The sequence below is a fragment of the Mycobacterium sp. NGS58 genome (assembly GCF_059812385.1).
The window spans coordinates 1-16,556 of sequence record NZ_JCALCO010000006.1 but is presented as its reverse complement, the minus strand read 5'-3'; the positions used below and the strand labels follow the sequence as shown (position 1 = coordinate 16,556).

The 16,556-nt window shown below is 67.5% G+C and carries 14 protein-coding genes; 3 read left to right on the top strand and 11 right to left on the bottom strand.

Annotation, left to right across the window (positions count from 1 at the left end; all coding sequences use genetic code 11):
- The first annotated feature begins 23 nt into the window (after positions 1-23).
- Both AC5Y4H_RS07650 and AC5Y4H_RS07645 read left to right on the top strand, forming a co-directional pair.
- A complete protein-coding gene (locus AC5Y4H_RS07650) occupies positions 24-566 on the top strand; it encodes a cysteine hydrolase family protein (RefSeq protein ID WP_499980287.1) in 543 nt (180 codons plus the stop codon).
- A gap of 18 nt (positions 567-584) precedes the next feature.
- On the top strand, positions 585-1,433 hold the full coding sequence (locus tag AC5Y4H_RS07645) for an NAD-dependent protein deacetylase (RefSeq protein ID WP_499979995.1): 849 nt from the start codon (positions 585-587) through the stop codon (positions 1,431-1,433).
- Here the strand turns inward: AC5Y4H_RS07645 and AC5Y4H_RS07640 are convergent.
- Entirely contained in the window at positions 1,430-2,707 is a 1,278-nt protein-coding gene (locus tag AC5Y4H_RS07640) for a cytochrome P450 (RefSeq protein WP_499979994.1), read from the bottom strand. The two genes, AC5Y4H_RS07645 and AC5Y4H_RS07640, sit on opposite strands and share 4 nt — an antisense overlap.
- 97 nt (positions 2,708-2,804) lie before the next feature.
- On the opposite strand from AC5Y4H_RS07640, the gene AC5Y4H_RS07635 reads away from it, so the two are divergent.
- A complete protein-coding gene (locus tag AC5Y4H_RS07635) occupies positions 2,805-3,455 on the top strand; it encodes a TetR/AcrR family transcriptional regulator (protein ID WP_499979992.1) in 651 nt (216 codons plus the stop codon).
- A 117-nt stretch (positions 3,456-3,572) separates the two neighbouring features.
- On the opposite strand, the gene proB is transcribed toward AC5Y4H_RS07635, so the two are convergent.
- From proB to AC5Y4H_RS07585, 10 genes are all read right to left on the bottom strand, one after another.
- Positions 3,573-4,676, bottom strand: coding sequence for a glutamate 5-kinase (gene proB / locus AC5Y4H_RS07630; protein WP_499979989.1), 1,104 nt, complete (start codon positions 4,674-4,676; stop codon positions 3,573-3,575).
- On the bottom strand, positions 4,673-6,133 hold the full coding sequence (gene obgE, locus AC5Y4H_RS07625; RefSeq protein ID WP_499979985.1) for a GTPase ObgE: 1,461 nt from the start codon (positions 6,131-6,133) through the stop codon (positions 4,673-4,675). Before obgE ends, proB begins: the two co-directional genes overlap by 4 nt.
- Before the next feature lie 61 nt (positions 6,134-6,194).
- Positions 6,195-6,461: a 50S ribosomal protein L27 gene (gene rpmA, locus AC5Y4H_RS07620; protein ID WP_008255217.1), complete on the bottom strand. Its 267-nt coding sequence runs from the start codon at positions 6,459-6,461 to the stop codon at positions 6,195-6,197.
- Positions 6,462-6,476: 15 nt separating this feature from the next.
- Entirely contained in the window at positions 6,477-6,788 is a 312-nt protein-coding gene (gene rplU / locus AC5Y4H_RS07615) for a 50S ribosomal protein L21 (RefSeq protein WP_007769829.1), read from the bottom strand.
- A 224-nt stretch (positions 6,789-7,012) separates the two neighbouring features.
- Positions 7,013-9,862 carry a ribonuclease E gene (rne, locus tag AC5Y4H_RS07610; protein ID WP_499979983.1) on the bottom strand — a complete coding sequence of 950 codons (2,850 nt, stop codon included), beginning with the start codon at positions 9,860-9,862 and terminating at the stop codon, positions 7,013-7,015.
- Positions 9,863-10,206: 344 nt separating this feature from the next.
- Positions 10,207-10,617, bottom strand: a complete 411-nt coding sequence (gene ndk, locus AC5Y4H_RS07605; protein WP_499979982.1) for a nucleoside-diphosphate kinase — start codon at positions 10,615-10,617, stop codon at positions 10,207-10,209.
- A 77-nt stretch (positions 10,618-10,694) separates the two neighbouring features.
- On the bottom strand, positions 10,695-11,078 hold the full coding sequence (locus tag AC5Y4H_RS07600; protein ID WP_499979981.1) for a DUF4233 domain-containing protein: 384 nt from the start codon (positions 11,076-11,078) through the stop codon (positions 10,695-10,697).
- Complete coding sequence (gene folC / locus AC5Y4H_RS07595; protein WP_499980283.1) at positions 11,075-12,445, bottom strand: bifunctional tetrahydrofolate synthase/dihydrofolate synthase; 1,371 nt, start codon at positions 12,443-12,445, stop codon at positions 11,075-11,077. The genes AC5Y4H_RS07600 and folC overlap by 4 nt, the downstream gene beginning before the upstream one ends.
- 109 nt (positions 12,446-12,554) lie before the next feature.
- Positions 12,555-15,215: a valine--tRNA ligase gene (locus AC5Y4H_RS07590; protein ID WP_499979980.1), complete on the bottom strand. Its 2,661-nt coding sequence runs from the start codon at positions 15,213-15,215 to the stop codon at positions 12,555-12,557.
- Between the two features lie 59 nt (positions 15,216-15,274).
- Positions 15,275-16,534 carry a saccharopine dehydrogenase family protein gene (locus tag AC5Y4H_RS07585; RefSeq protein WP_499980280.1) on the bottom strand — a complete coding sequence of 420 codons (1,260 nt, stop codon included), beginning with the start codon at positions 16,532-16,534 and terminating at the stop codon, positions 15,275-15,277.
- Positions 16,535-16,556 lie beyond the last annotated feature (22 nt).

The following is a 16,556-nucleotide window of genomic DNA, read 5'->3' as shown; positions in this document are numbered from 1 at the left end:
AGTCGGCGGGTATCCCCGACGCCATGAGCGACACGGCAGTCTTGGTGGTCGACATGATGAACACCTATCAGCATCCCGACGCTGAAAATCTAATACCCAATGTCGAGAGGATCATCGAGCCGTTGACCGATTTGGTTCGGCGGGCACGCGAGCGCGACGACGTCGACCTGGTGTACGTCAACGATAACTACGGCGATTTCACCGCGGAGTTCTCCGACATCGTCCATTCCGCTTGCGACGGGGCCCGGCCCGATCTGGTGAAGCCGATCCTGCCGACCGAGGGGTGCTGCCGCGTGATGACCAAGGTCCGGCATAGCGCGTTCTACGCGACGCCGCTGGCGTATTTGCTCAACCGGCTGGAAACCAAACGGCTGATCATCACCGGTCAGGTCACCGAACAATGCATCCTCTACACGGCTCTGGATGCCTACGTACGGCACTTCCCCGTGGTGATCCCGACCGATGCCGTCGCGCACATCGACCACGACCTGGGCGAGGCGGCGTGCAAGATGATGCAGCAAAACATGTCTGCCGAGCTCACGACCGCGGCGGACTGCCTGGGCTAAAGCCCCTACCCTGGATGAGTGACCGTCGGCTGCGCAGAATCGCCCGAACTGGTCACTCTGCTGGCCGGTCGCCGGATCGCGGTGCTGACGGGCGCGGGCATCTCCACCGATTCGGGCATTCCCGATTACCGCGGGCCCGATTCGCCGCCTAGCAATCCCATGACGATCCGCCAGTTCACCAGCGATCCTGCGTTTCGGCAGCGGTACTGGGCACGAAACCACGTCGGTTGGCGGCACATGGACGACACGCTGCCCAACGCGGGCCACCGGGCGCTGGCGGCGCTCGAGGCCGCGGCGGTGGTCACCGGCGTGATCACCCAAAACGTCGATCTGCTGCACACCAAGGCCGGCAGCCGAAACGTCATCAACCTGCACGGCACATACGCGCAGGTGGTCTGCTTGGACTGCCGACGCACCATGCCGCGTGCCGTACTCGGCGAGCGGCTGGAGGCGCTCAACCCCGGCTTCATCGAGCGCGCCGAGGCGATCGGTGGGCTGGCGGTGGCTCCGGACGCCGACGCCGTGGTCGCCGATACCGCGTCGTTCCATTATCTGGATTGCGAGCGCTGCGGCGGGATGCTGAAGCCAGACATCGTCTACTTCGGCGAAAGCGTCCCCAAAGACGTTGTGGCAGCGGCCTACCAGCTAGTCGAGCAGTCCGACGCGCTGCTGGTCGCGGGCTCGTCGCTGACCGTGTTCTCCGGCTACCGGTTCGTCCGGCATGCCGCCGCGCTGGGCATTCCGGTGGCCATCGTCAACCGGGGCGGTACCCGCGGTGACGATCTGGCCACCGTCAAGGTCGACGGCGGGTGCTCGGAGTTGCTGGCCCTGCTCGCCGACGAGTTAGCGCCGGCGTCAACGCGTTAGAAGGTGCACGGCATGCTGCCGATGGCATGGATAAAATTGCCCGCGACGTACGCCGGCTCGCCCGCCTGGATGTCCGGGACTTGCCGGAACAGTTCGCCGAAGATGGCGCGCAATTGCGCGCGGGCCACATTGGCGCCCAGGCAGAAGTGCACCCCGCCACCGCCCAAACCGAGGTGAGGATTGGGGTCGCGGCTCAGATCGAAGCGCTCCGGATGTTCGAACGCCTCGCTGTCCCAGTTGCCCGACGAATAGAACATGACCACCTTCTCCCCCGCCGCGATTCGTTGGCCGCCCAGCTCGGTATCGGTAGCGGCCGTGCGTCGGAAGGTCATGACCGGGGTCGCCCAGCGGATGAACTCCTCGATGGCCGTCCCGATCCTGTTGTCGAAATCCTCGAGCAGCCAAGCCTTTTGGCCGGGGAAATCGCTGAGCGCCTTCATCGCGTGGCTGATGGTCTGCCGGGTGGTGTCGTTTCCCGCCACCGACAGCAGGACGAAGAACGCGGCCACCTCCGCGTCAGTTAGCCGGTCGCCGTCGACCTCGGCGGTCACCAGGCTGCTGAACAAGTCATCGCCGGGGTGCTCGCGGCGCGCGGCGGCCAGCATCGCGGCGACTTGGTGGAGGTACGTCTGATTCTCCAATAAGACTTCCAGCGGGTGGCGGCCGTTGAGGTAGGCGGGGTCAGCCCAGGACACCAGGGCGTCGACTGCATGAGCCACCTGTTGGCGCTCGGATTCCGGAATACCGACCATGTCGGACAGGGTGCGGATGGGTAGTTCCTTGGCACAAAGATCGACGAAATCGGCGCCGGTGCCGGCGGCCCGCAGTTCTTCGACGATTGCTTTGGCGTTGGCCTTGATCGAGTCTTCGATGCGCCGGACCTGCCTCGGGGTGAAGGCGGCGTGAGCGAGCTTGCGCAGCTTGGTGTGTCGCGGCGGGTCCATCGCCAGGAAAGACTGCGACGCCTCGAGCAGCTCCACCGGAATGCTCTCGAACATCACCCCCTGGCCGGACAGGAAGACGTCGTTGTTGCGGCTGACCGCGACGATGTCGGATCGCCGAGTGACCGCCCAGAAGCCGGGGTCGGTGGGGTCGGGCATCAGCGAGTCTTCGACGGGTGGATGCCAGCTCACCGGGCGCTCCGCGCGGAGCACGGCGAAGGAACGTTCCCGATCCGCCGCGGTGGTGGACCAGAACGCCCGCGAGGACAGATCGATCTCGTCATAGGCACGACCGGACTTGTCGGTCCCAGACTTCCCTGTCATTACGGCCATGGTGATCCTCCCTTATGACACCGGTCACAGACTCCGCGACAATATGCCTAGACACTGTGTCTAGTCAATATGTCGATTCTTCGTTTATGCTCGTCGAATGCCGTCGCTCACCCGCAAGCCGCCGGGCCACCGAAGCCTGGGGCGCGAGCAGCGGCGCGAGCAAATGGAGCGCCGACTGCTCGACGCCACCGAGCGGCTGATGCGCGATGGCGCGAGCTTCACCGAACTGAGCGTGGATCGGCTCTCCGGCGAGGCCGGCATCTCCCGGGCCAGCTTCTACATCTACTTCGAGGACAAGGGTCATCTGTTGCGACGGCTCGCGGGCCAGGTTTTCGGTGACCTGACCGACAGCGCGCGAAGCTGGTGGAGCGTGGCCGGCCGGCATGACCCGGACGACGTGCGAGTGGCGATGAGCCGCATCATCGCCACCTACCGGCGCCATCAGGCGGTGCTGGTCGCACTCAACGAAATGGCCGCCTATGACCCGCTGACGGGGCAAACCTATCGCGAACTGCTGACCGGCATCTCCGAGCAGTTCACCCACGTCATAGAGGCCGGCCAGGCCGACGGCTCGATCCGCCCGGAGCTGGCCCCGCCGACCACCGCCAGCGCGCTGACCTGGATGGTCGAAAGAGCCTGTCAGCAAAACCTGCCGACCAAGCCACCCGACTACGACGCCGAGCTGGCCGCCACCCTGGCCGAGATTGCCTGGGGTGCACTGTATCTCAAGCCCGCCTCGGAGCGCTGACGCGGCCGGACTCGCTGGCCCTGCACAAGGCGAGTTCGCGATTGCTATCACGTTCGTGAGGGTCGTCATGGTCAGCAGACCCTGCATCACCCGTGCAGCACCGCGCCGAAGCGCCTCTTACACCGCCACCAGGTCGTCGGCGTGCACCGCCGGCCTGCGCAGCTCGCCGGGCAATTCGGAGGTCGAGCGGCCCATCATGGCAGTCAGTTCCGTCGCGTCGTAGGCGACCACGCCACGGGCCACCATCACCGCGTCCGGGTCGCGCAACTCGACGACGTCGCCGGCGTAGAACCGCCCGGCCACCGCGGTGATCCCGGCGGGCAGCAGCGAGCGACGCTGCCGCACCACCGCGCGCACGGCACCCTCGTCAAGCGTCAGCGCGCCGGCCGCCTCGGCGGCGTAACGCACCCAGAACCGACGTGCGGACATCCGCACCGGACGTGCGGCGAACACCGTGCCGACCGATGCGGCGGTGAGCGCTGTCGCGGCATCCGAGGCGGCCGCCAGCAGCACCGGCACGCCGGCGTCGGCGGCCAGCAGCGCCGAGGACATCTTCGACGTCATCCCGCCGGTACCCAAATCGCTTCCGGGACCGGCGATTACACCGATCAGATCCGCTGAGCCCGACACCTCCGGGATGAACCTCGCGCCCTCGGTCTTGCGCGGATCCGAGTCGTAGAGCCCATCGATGTCGGACAGCAACACCAACGCCTCGGCGCCGACCAGGTGGGCCACCAGCGCCGAAAGCCGGTCGTTGTCGCCGAACCGGATCTCGTTGGTGGCCACCGTGTCGTTCTCGTTGACGATCGCCACCGCATGCAGTGCGCGCAGCCGATCGAGCGTGCGCTGGGCGTTGGTGTGCTGGGCCCGCATCGAGATATCGTGCGCGCTCAGCAGCACCTGCCCGACCGTTCGGCCGTAGCGGGCGAAAGCGGCGCTCCACGAATTCACCAGCGCCACCTGCCCGACGCTGGCGGCGGCCTGCTTTGTCGCCAGATCTCGTGGACGGCGGGACAATCCGAGCGGTTCGATGCCGGCGGCGATGGCTCCCGACGACACGATGACCACGTCGGTACCCGCCTTCATCCGCGCCTCGATCGCGTCGGCGAGCCCGGCCAGCCGGCCGGCGTCGAACACCCCCACCGGCGTGGTCAGCGCGTTGGTCCCCACCTTGACCACCAGGCTGCGAGCGTTGCGGATGACGTCGCGGTGCTCGCTCACGACTCCTCACCGCGTTCGCGGCGCTGGCGCCGGGCGGCCTTGCGTTCGGCGGCGCCGACGCGCTCGGTGCGCTCCAATCGCGCGTCGGTTCCTCTCCCGGACATCGGGCCCTTCATTGCAACCTGTTGTCCGGCAGGCGTTTGCGGCTCCCAATCGAACGTCATGTCCCCGATGGTCACCTCGCAACCCGGTCGAGCGCCCAGCCGCAGCAACTCCTCTTCGACACCGAGGCGCGCCAGCCGGTCGGCCAGATAGCCCACGGCCTCGTCGTTGTCGAAGTTGGTCTGTCGGATCCACCGCTCGGGACGCGCGCCGCTGACCACGAAGGCGCCCGACTGCCCCGGATCGGGCTCAACGCTGAAACCGCTGTCATCAACGGGTACCGGACGAATCACCGGACGGCGCGGCACGATTGCCGGCTGTGCGGCCCTGTATTCCGAGATCACTTTCCACAACCCAAAGATCAACGGCTGCAGACCTTCTCGCGCGACCGTCGAGACCAGGAACACCGGCCAGCCACGCTGGGCGATCTCGTCGCGGACGAACTCGGCAAGCTCGCGCGCCTCGGGGACGTCGATCTTGTTGAGTACCACCGCGCGGGGCCGCTCGGTGAGATCATCCAGCGTCGCATCGCCCTGCAGGGTGGGCGTGTACGCGGCCAGTTCGGCCTCCAACGCGTCGATGTCGGAGATCGGATCGCGGCCGGGCTCCGCGGTGGCGCAGTCGACGACGTGCACCAGCACCGCGCATCGCTCGATGTGCCGCAGGAAGTCCAGCCCCAGGCCGCGGCCCTGGGATGCACCCGGGATCAGGCCGGGCACGTCGGCGACGGTGAAGGTGTGCTCGCCCGCCGACACCACACCGAGGTTGGGCACCAGCGTGGTGAACGGGTAGTCGGCGATCTTGGGCTTGGCCGCCGAGATCGTCGACACCAGCGACGATTTGCCGGCCGACGGGAAGCCGATCAAGCCGACGTCGGCGACGGTCTTGAGTTCCAGGGTCAGGTCGCGTGCTTGGCCCTGCTCGCCCAGCAGCGCAAAACCGGGAGCCTTACGAGCACGCGACGCGAGAGCGGCATTGCCCAGCCCGCCGCGACCACCCGCGGCGGCTTCAAAGCGAGTGCCCGCGCCAACCAGGTCGGCCAGCAGCCGACCGTTCTCATCGACAACGACGGTGCCGTCGGGGACTTTGACTTCCAGGTCGGCGCCCGCGGCGCCGTCACGGTTGTTGCCCATCCCCTGCTTACCCGAGGGCGCGGTGACGTGCGGATGGAAATGGAAGTCGAGCAGGGTGTGCACCTGCGGATCGACGACGAAGACAATGCTGCCGCCGCGGCCGCCGTTACCACCGTCGGGGCCGCCGAGCGGTTTGAACTTCTCGCGATGGACCGAGGCGCAGCCGTTACCCCCGGCACCGGCGCGCGCATGGATGACGACGCGGTCGACGAACCGAGGCATCGTGGATCCTCTCACCTACCACCGGGCGCCGAAATCACCGGGCTGGGCCCGGAAACACGGGTCAGTCGGTGGCTTGCCCGGCCGCCACGATGTTGACGGTCTTGCGGCCGCGCTTGATGCCGAACTCGACGGCGCCGGCCTCCTTGGCGAACAAGGTGTCGTCCCCGCCGCGCCCGACACCCACGCCCGGGTGGAACTTGGTGCCGCGCTGCCGAACGATGATTTCGCCGGCCTTGACGACCTGGCCGCCGAATCGCTTCACGCCCAGCCGCTGTGCGGCGGAATCGCGACCGTTGCGCGAGCTGGAAGCGCCCTTCTTGTGTGCCATGTTGTGTCGCCTTCGCTACTTGATTCCGGTGACCTTCAGGACCGTCAGCTGCTGACGGTGACCCTGACGCTTGTGGTAGCCGGTCTTGTTCCTGAACTTGTGGATACGGATCTTGGGGCCCTTGGTGTGCTCGAGCACCTCGCCGGTCACCGCGACCTTGGCCAGCGCGGCCGCATCGGTGGTCACCTTAGCGCCGTCCACGACCAGGGCCACCGGCAGCGACACATTCGAGCCGGGCTCGGATTCGAGCTTCTCGACCTTAACCACGTCCCCGACGGCGACCTTGTACTGCTTGCCGCCCGTCTTCACGATTGCGTAGGTCGCCATCGTCGCTCCTGCTCCTTCTTCCAACCGCTGCTCTGCGCGTCGCGCGCGAACCAACCGCGGTGCACGTGGTGGGTCTGGGTTGCGGGCCTGGCCGATTCCCCGGGAGTCCCGCTGCCGCCGGCCGAAGTTTTCCTCGCCCGGCCTGACGACAACTGTCCAAGGGTACGTGACCAGCGGCTACAGGGTCAAACCGGACACGACCCGCGCCTTGGGCGTCAGCAGGCTCAGTCCGCGTGGATCGGCGGTCCGGCCGGCCTCCCCGCAGCGCGTCTGCGCCGGGGGCGACCCGCGACGGCCCCCACCGCCCCAGCGGGGCCCTGCCCATTGTCGTCCGAATCGTCGTCCTCGGTGTCCAGATCGTCGTCGTCGAGCTCGAGATCCTCGTCATCGTCGCCGAGGTCCTCTTCGTCGTCGATGTCCTCGTCATCGTCGTCCAGATCGTCGTCATCGTCCGAGTCGTCGTCATCGTCGGAGTCGTCGTCATCGTCCGAATCGTCGTCCGAGTCCTCGTCGTCGGCGTCGTCGAAGTCCTCGGCGTCGGCGACGTCGCCGGCGCGACCCGCCTTCTCCTGGTCGAGCTCGTCGGTGGTGTCGTCGCTGACCTCATCGGATTCGTCGTCCTCGGACTGCGCGGAGGAGCCGGCGGCCATCGCCTTGAACATCGGATGCTCGCCGGGAGCGTGGGCCGGCACTTTGGCCACCACCTGCTCTTCGGCCTTGTTCTTCTTGCGCCTGCCCCGGCGCCCACCACCACCGGATTCCGACTTGCGCCCGTTCGACGACGCCGAATCCACCGGGTCGGTGTGCAGCAGGATTCCGCGCCCACCGCAGTTCGAACACGACGTCGAGAAGGCCTCGATCAGGCCGGTACCCAACCGCTTGCGGGTCAGCTGAACCAAACCGAGCGACGTCACCTCGGACACCTGATGACGCGTGCGGTCGCGGGCGAGCGCCTCGGTCAGCCGCCGCAGCACCAGATCGCGGTTCGACTCCAGCACCATGTCGATGAAGTCGATGACCACAATGCCGCCGATGTCGCGCAGCCGCAGCTGGCGCACGATCTCCTCGGCCGCCTCCAGGTTGTTCTTGGTGACCGTCTGCTCGAGGTTTCCCCCGGACCCGGTGAACTTGCCGGTGTTGACGTCGACCACCGTCATGGCCTCGGTCCGGTCGATCACCAGGGTGCCGCCAGACGGCAGCCATACCTTGCGCTCCATCGCCTTGGCGAGCTGCTCATCGATCCGATGCACCGCGAACACGTCCGGCCCGGCCTGCCCGTCCGGACCGGCGGGCGCCTCGTACTTCGTCAGCTTCGAGACCAGGTCGGGGGCAACGGAATTCACGTATTCGTTGATGGTGGTCCAGGCCTCGTCACCGGAGACGATGAGGCCGGCGAAATCCTCGTTGAACAGGTCGCGGATGACCTTGACCAGCACGTCGGGCTCTTCGTAGAGGGCCACCGCGGCGCCGGCGGCCTTCTCCTTGATCTCGATCGCCTTGCCCTCGATCTGTCTCCAGCGCTCCTGCAGGCGGGTGACGTCGCTGCGGATGTCCTCCTCTTTGACGCCCTCGGACGCGGTCCGGATGATCACCCCGGCGTCCGAAGGCACCACCTCACGCAGGATCTCCTTGAGGCGCTGGCGTTCGGTGTCGGGCAGCTTGCGGCTGATCCCGGTCGACGATGCCCCCGGCACATAGACCAGGTAGCGGCCCGCCAGCGACACCTGCGTGGTGAGCCGCGCGCCCTTGTGCCCGACCGGGTCTTTGCTGACCTGGACGACGACATAGTCGCCGGGTTTGAGCGCCTGTTCGATCTTGCGGTCCGAGCCGCCGAGCCCGGCGGCCTCCCAGTTGACCTCGCCGGCGTAGAGCACACCGTTGCGGCCGCGGCCGATGTCGACGAACGCCGCCTCCATCGACGGCAGCACGTTCTGCACGATGCCCAGGTAGATGTTGCCCACCAGCGAGGCCGACGCGGCCGATGTGACGAAGTGCTCGACGACGATGCCGTCCTCGAGCACCGCGATCTGCGTGTAGCGCGACCCCTGATGCGGCTGCTCCGTGCGGATCCGGTCGCGCACGACCATCATCCGCTCGACGGCCTCGCGGCGGGCCAGGAATTCGGCCTCGGTCAGCACCGGAGGGCGGCGCCGGCCGGCATCGCGGCCGTCCCGGCGGCGCTGCCGTTTGGCCTCCAACCGAGTGGAGCCGTTGATGCCCTTGATCTCGTTGTTCGAGCCGGCGGAATCGTCGCCGCCACCCTTGCCGTTGCGGGGCGACCGCTCGTGCACCACGGTGTTCGGCGGGTCATCCGGCGATGACCCCTCGTCGTTGTCGTCGCCCGATCCGGATTTGCGCCTCCGGCGGCGACGGCGCCGGCGATTGCCGCCGTCTGCCGAACCGTCGTCACCGTTGTCCGAGTCGTCGGAATCATCGGAGTCGTCGGAATCCTGACCGTCGGAGTCCTCGGAGTCGGCGGAGTCCGCTTGACCGCCCTTCTTGCCCCGCGGTTGCCCCTCGTCGTCGTCGCCGTCGTCGCCCTGGCCGTCGGATCCGCCCTGCTCACCGCGCCCGCGGCCGCGACCACGACGGCCGCGACGCCGCCGCCGGTTCGACGGCCGATCGGCCTGCTCGTCGTCGTCGCTGTCGGAATCGTCGGAGTCCGAGGTGTCGTCGGTGCCGGCGTCTTCCTCGCTGGCATCGATCGGCTGCGGCGCGACGAACAGCGGCATGTAATGCGGCCGCTCGGCGGCCGTGTCCGGGCTCCCGAGCAGCAGCCGGGATTCGGGCTCGTCGCCGGCGCTCGCCTCGGTCGCCGGCGAGTCGACCCCGTCCTCTCCGGTGGCAGGGGACTGCGCGGAAGCCAGCAGGTCCCGTACCCGGACCGCGTCGTCGCGGTCCACGGTGGAGTGTGCGCTGCGGACTCGCCCGTCCAGTTCGCTCAGCGCGTCCAGCACCCGCTTGCTGGTGGTTCCCAGCGTGCGGGCCAGCGAATGAACTCTCAGGCGGTCCGGCAGTTCCTCGGGCCGAGTCGATTCTTCTGATGGGTCTGCAGTCGGTGCACCGTCTACCACGTATTCTCCTCAAGCCCCCGGGCGCGTCTATTGCGACGCGGCCACGCGAGGGCTTCGCTATGGACCCGGGTCACTTCTCCCGGGCTTGTGATGGTCTCGCCCCGAGCGGTCCAGGATCGCAGACCTACTCGGCGCCGTGCTGAATGACGGCCTGACATGCAGCGAACCAAGGCGACAGGGCTATGATCGCGCTTGTCTAAGTCTTCATTCGGGTGTCTGACGCCGGTCCGGCGACGTTCACCCGAGACCAGTATCCCACATCACGTCGCCGCCCCAGCCACACATGATGCAGCCGCTTCGGCGAAGTTGCGCAGGACCGCGCCGCGATCACCATCGTCGCAGGTCTACGCCTTGGGAAACCACAGCGCGATTTCGCGCTTTGCGGACTCGACCGAATCCGACCCGTGCACGAGGTTGAACTGCGTTTCGAGCCCGAAATCGCCGCGGATCGTGCCGGGGATCGCCTTCTCGACCGGATCGGTACCGCCCGCGAGCTGCCGGAATGCGGCGATCGCCCGCGGCCCCTCCACGATGGCTGCCACCACCGGTCCCGACGTGATGAACTCCAGCAGCGACTCGAAGAAGGGCTTGCCGTCGTGTTCCGCGTAGTGCTGGGCGGCGAGGTCGCGGCCGACGGGCCGGAACTCCAGCGCCGCGATGGAGAGGCCCTTGCGCTCGATGCGGCCGATGATCTCCCCCACCAGCTGGCGCTGCACGGCGTCGGGCTTGATCAGTACCAATGTCCGTTCGGTCACGGCGGACAGCGTACATAATCGGCCGGCGCGGGGTCGGGTGACCGCAAGGGGCCTGCTCAGGCCGCCCAACCGCGGGCCTACCCCTGCCTGCGCCGGACCTCGGCCCGGAAGTACGCGATCAACCCCCACAGCCCGGTGAAGAGCACCCCGATGAAACCGACGCCCGGATAGACCGCGAAGCCGGCCAGCAGGATCACCTGCACGCCGAGGTTGGCCCAGATCGCCCAGGGCTTGCGCTGCACGCCGGCCATCAGGATCAGCAATCCGGCCAGCCCGATCAGGTAGACCAGCGACGCCGTCGTCAGACCGCCGCCGACCGCACCGACCACCGGGATCGCGAGCAGCACCACGATCGCTTCCAGAAAGAGGGTCAAGGCCATCACCGCGCCGAAGCTCCGCCACGGGTCCGCCGGTGGCGCCGGGGCCTGCTCCTCCTCGGGGTTGCCGGGCACGTCGGTCATTGCGGATCACGACCGAACAGGGTGCGCGCCGCCCCGGCGGTGACCACCGAGCCGGTGATGACGATGCCGGTGCCGGAGAAGGCTTCGGCTGGCCCGCCCGCCGCGGCGTCGTCCACCAGCGCCGTCGCGACGTCGATGGCGTCGCGCAGGTTTTCGGCGGTGCTGACCCGGTCGGGCCCGAACCGCTCGCGGGCCGCCAAGGCCAGCGACTCGACGTCGACTGCCCGCGGGGATCCATTGTGGGTCACCACGACCGCATCGAACACCGGCTGCAGGGCGGCCAGGATCCCGTCCACGTCCTTGTCCGCGAGCACGCTGAGCACTCCGACGAGATAGCGGAAGTCGAATTCACCGGCCAGAGTCTGTGCCAGCGCCCCCGCGCCGGCCGGATTGTGCGCGGCGTCGATGAACACCGTGGGTGCGCTGCGCATCCGCTCGAGCCGGCCGGGACTGGCGACGCCGGCGAAACCGGCACGCACCGCTTCGACGTCGAGCTGACGCTGCGCGCCGGCACCGAAGAACGCCTCAACCGCCGCGAGCGCCACCACGGCGTTGTGCGCCTGATGTTCGCCGTGCAGCGGCAGGTAGACATCGGAATACACCCCGCCCAGACCCTGTAGCTGCAGCACCTGCCCGCCGATCGCGACCTGGCGGCCCAGGACGGCGAACTCCGAATCCTCGCGGGCCACCGCGGCGTCGGCTTGGACCGTTTGGGCCAGCAGCACTTCCATCGCCTCGGGAGCCTGACGCCCGATGACCGCGACGGTATCGGGCGCGCCCTCGGGCGCGTGCAAGATGATGCCGGCCTTTTCCCCAGCGATGCCGGCGAGATCGTCACCCAGGTATTCGACATGGTCGATGGAGATGGGGGTGATGACCGCTACCGGGGCGTTGATCACGTTGGTGGCGTCCCAGCGTCCCCCCATTCCCACCTCGACGACGGCGACGTCGACGGGGGCGTCCGCGAATGCTGCGAACGCCATCGCGGTCAGCACCTCGAACTTGCTCATCGCGGGGCCGCCGTCCGCCTGCGACTGCGCGTCGACCATCTGCACGAACGGCTCGATCTCGCGATACGTCGCGACGTACCGCGCGGGGGTGATCGGCTTGGAATCGATGGAGATGCGTTCGACCGCCGATTGCAGGTGCGGGCTGGTGGTGCGCCCGGTGCGCCGGTGCAGCGCGGTGATCAGTGCGTCGATCATCCGTGCCACCGAAGTCTTGCCGTTGGTGCCCGCGACATGGATGGACGGGTAGGCCAGTTGCGGTGAGCCCAGCAGGTCCAGCAGCGCGCTGATCCGGGTCAGGCTCGGCTCGATCTTGGTCTCCGGCCAGCGCTGGTCCAGCAGGTGCTCGACCTGCAGCATGGATGCGATCTCATCCGGCGTGGGGGCCGGGTCCGGGATCTCGTCGCGAACCTCGTCTCGCGGCCAGTCGGGGTCCTGCGGCCACTCGGGCGGCTCAGTCATCGGACACTCATTGCAGTCCGACTAGCCGCGCGTTGATCCGCTCGGTTTCCTCCTGGGCCAGGCGCTGGCGGTCCCGGATCTTGGTGACGACCTGTTCCGGCGCTTTGGCCAAAAAGTCCGCGTTGCCCAATTTGGCTGCGGTGGAGGCTAATTCCTTCTGCGCGGCGGCCAGATCCTTTTCCAGCCGGCGACGTTCGGCGCCGACATCGATGGTGCCCGAGGTGTCGAGCTCGACGACGACGGTGCCACCGCTGAGCCGCACTTCGACCGACGCCGATGCGCGAAATTCCGGGCCGGCGGCGGTCAGCCACGCCAGCGACGTCACCGCGCTCACCTGGGCGCCCAGATCCGATTCGTCGACACCGGTCAGCCGGGCCGGTACCTTCTGGCGGTCCGCCAGGCCTTGATCGCTACGGAACCGCCGCACCTCGGTCACCAGCTTCTGCATGTCTGTAATCCGCTGTGCGGCAACCTGATCCAGTCTGATACCGGAGGTCTGCGGCCAATCGGCAATCACCAGCGACTCGTGTTGGGCGTCGTCGCCCGTCAGCGCCTGCCACAGGGCCTCGGTGATGAACGGGATGACCGGGTGCAGCAACCTCAGCAGGGTGTCCAGTGTCGCCGCCAGCACGGCCGTCGTGTGCATGATCCCTTCGGCCAGTTGCGTCTTGGCCAATTCGACGTACCAGTCACAGAATTCGTCCCACGCGAAGTGATAGAGCGCCTCGCAAGCGCGACTGAACTCGTAGCTGTCGAACGCCGAATCAACTTCCGCGCGAACCTCTTCCAGTCGCCCGAGAATCCATCGATCGGCATCGGTGAGCTCGGCCGGCGCGGGCAGCGGGGCCAGCTTCGCACCGTTGAGCAGCGCGTAGCGGGTGGCATTGAACAGCTTGGTACAGAAGTTGCGCGACGCCCGGACGTGGTCCTCACCGATGGCCAGGTCGCCGCCGGGACTGGCACCACGGGCCAGGGTGAACCGCAGAGCGTCGGCCCCGAAAATCTCCACCCAATCCAGCGGGTCGATGACGTTGCCCTTGGACTTGCTCATCTTGCGGCCGGACTCGTCGCGGATCAGCCCGTGCAGGAAGACGTCGGTGAACGGCACCTGCGGACCGCGACGACCGTCCAGCGTGATGGCCTCGTCGTCACCGACAAAGGTGCCGAACATCATCATCCTGGCCACCCAGAAAAACAGGATGTCGTAACCGGTGACCAGAACGCTTGTCGGATAGAACTTTTCGAGTTCCGGAGTCCTTTCCGGCCAGCCCAGCGTGGAGAACGGCCACAGGCCCGAGGAGAACCAGGTGTCCAACACATCGGGGTCCTGCTCCCACCCTTCCGGTGGCGTTTCGTCGGGCCCAACACAGCACTGTTCGCCGTTGGGGCCGTACCAGATCGGGATGCGGTGGCCCCACCACAGCTGGCGCGAGATGCACCAGTCGTGCATGTCGTCGACCCAGCCGAACCATCGCGGTTCCAGGCTGGTCGGGTGAATCACGGTGTCCCCGTTACGCACCGCGTCGCCGGCGGCCTTGGCAAGCGATTCCACACGGACCCACCACTGCAGGGACAGGCGTGGTTCGATCGGCTCGCCGCTGCGCTCGGAGTGTCCGACACTGTGTAGGTACGGCCGCTTCTCCTCGACGATCCGGCCCTGGCTTGCCAGCGCCTCGCGCACCGCGACCCTGGCCGCAAAGCGGTCCATGCCGTCGAATTGCGTGCCCGTGTCGCTGATTCGGCCCTTGGTATCCATGATTGAAACCATCGGCAGCTGATGCCGCAGGCCGATCTCGAAGTCATTCGGGTCGTGCGCAGGCGTGACTTTGACTGCGCCGGTGCCGAATTCGGGATCCACATGCTCGTCTGCGACCACGACGAGCTGACGATCCACGAATGGGTGCGGCAGGCTGGTACCGACCAGGTGTCGGTACCGCTCGTCGTCTGGATGCACGGCGATCGCAGTGTCACCGAGCATCGTTTCCATCCGGGTGGTGGCCACCACGATGTGTGGCTGCGAGTCGTCCATCGCCCCATACCGGAACGACACCAGCTCGCCTTCGACTTCTTGATAGTCGACCTCGATATCCGAGATCGCTGTCTGCAGCACCGGCGACCAGTTGACCAGGCGCTCGGCCCGATAGATCAGCCCGGCGTCATAGAGGCGCTTGAATATCGCCCGGACCGCCCGCGACAGACCCTCGTCCATGGTGAAGCGTTCGCGACTCCAGTCCACGCCGTCGCCGAGGCGGCGCATCTGGGCGCCGATGGCGCCGCCGGACTCCCGCTTCCAGTCCCAGACCTTCTCGATGAACAGCTCTCGGCCGAAGTCCTCCTTGGTCTTGCCGTCGACGGCGAGCTGCTTTTCCACCACGCTCTGCGTCGCGATGCCCGCGTGGTCCATGCCCGGCTGCCACAGCACCTCATAACCCTGCATCCGCTTGCGGCGGGTCAGGGCGTCCATCATGGTGTGTTCGAGTGCATGGCCCATGTGCAGGCTGCCGGTCACGTTCGGAGGCGGCAGCACAATCGAATACCCGGGCTTGGCGCTGTTCGGGTCCGCCACGAAGTACCCCGCGTCCACCCACTTCTGGTAGATCGCGCTTTCGGCCGCAGCCGGCTCCCACGACTTGGGCAGGTCGGTGGCGGGGCTGCGGCTGGCGGTCACCCGTCAATTCTAGGGAGCGGTGTTTGCTCGCATGTAAGCGCCCGAATGCGTGAGCCGGGTCACTGACCCAGCCGGTCGACCTCCAATGTCACACCCGCGGCGGGGAATCGGTCCAGCAGTGCGTCGCCCATCGCGGCCGCGGGAGTGAGAACGCCATGCAGATCCGGGAGCTTGTCGCGGTCCAACGCCAGAGCGAGGCCGCACTCCCCCAACAGCACCGACGTCGCCTTATAGCCCGGGTCGCCGCGCTGCTCCATGCGCGCCACGTAACGCGCGCCGGTAGTCGTAGTGGTGAAGGTCTCGATCCGGTAGTAGCCGCGTTCCCGGGCGGCCTCACTCGGGCCGGTTCCGGGCTTGGGCACAATGCGTTCTACCAGCTTGCGTGGCAGGAAACGGAAATACCGGCTGCCCAATCCGAAGGTAGCCGCGCCGACCCCGCCCACCACGGCGGAGGCCACCGGAGCCAGCGGCGACGAGCCCAGGCTCATGCTTTCGGTGTAACGCAACTGGCGTCCGTAGGCCCAGTCCAGCAATGCGTTGCTGCGCCGCACGATTCGGGTGTTATAGGGCGCCATCAAAAAGCCCGACGTCCACAACCCGGTCAGCTCGGGCGCGATCCGGCGACCACGACGCCACGGCAAATCGGGCTGGGGGCCTATTTCGGGTTCCGCGCCGCGATCGGTGGTCAACGTGTACGGGTCGGCGAGCTGGCGGCGGGCGTCCGCATCGCGCGAGGCGGTATCGAGCACTTCCAACATCGACGCGACGGTTCCCCCGGACACGCCGCCGGAGAAGGACCGCACCACCAGGTCGGTGTCGCCGAGTTCGCCGGCGCCGTCGTCGCGCGCCGCCCGGTAGAGCGCATACACGCTGAGGTCCGAAGGGACAGAGTCGAATCCGCAGGCATGCACGATGCGGGCGCCGGTGTCCGCGGCCTGCTTGTGGTAGAGGTCGATACTTTCGCGGACGAACATCGCCTCGCCGGTCAGATCGGCGTAGTCGGTGCCCGCGGCGGCGCAGGCGGCCACCAGCGGCAGCCCGTAGCGGGTGTAGGGCCCGACCGTGGTGATGACGACCTGGGTACGGGCCGCCATCTCATTGAGCGTCGAGGGCGACGAAGCGTCGGCGTTCAGAATGGGCCATGACTGCGCGGCACCGCCGAGCGTGTCGCGGACGGCCCGCAACCGGTCGGCCGATCTGCCGGCCAGCGCAATCCGCTGGTCCGGCGCCGAGCTGGCCAGATATTCGGCGGTGAGCTTTCCCACGAAGCCGGTCGCCCCATAGAGCACAATGTCGAAGTCGCGCGGCGTCTCGGTCACGGGCCCGACGCTACCCGACGAC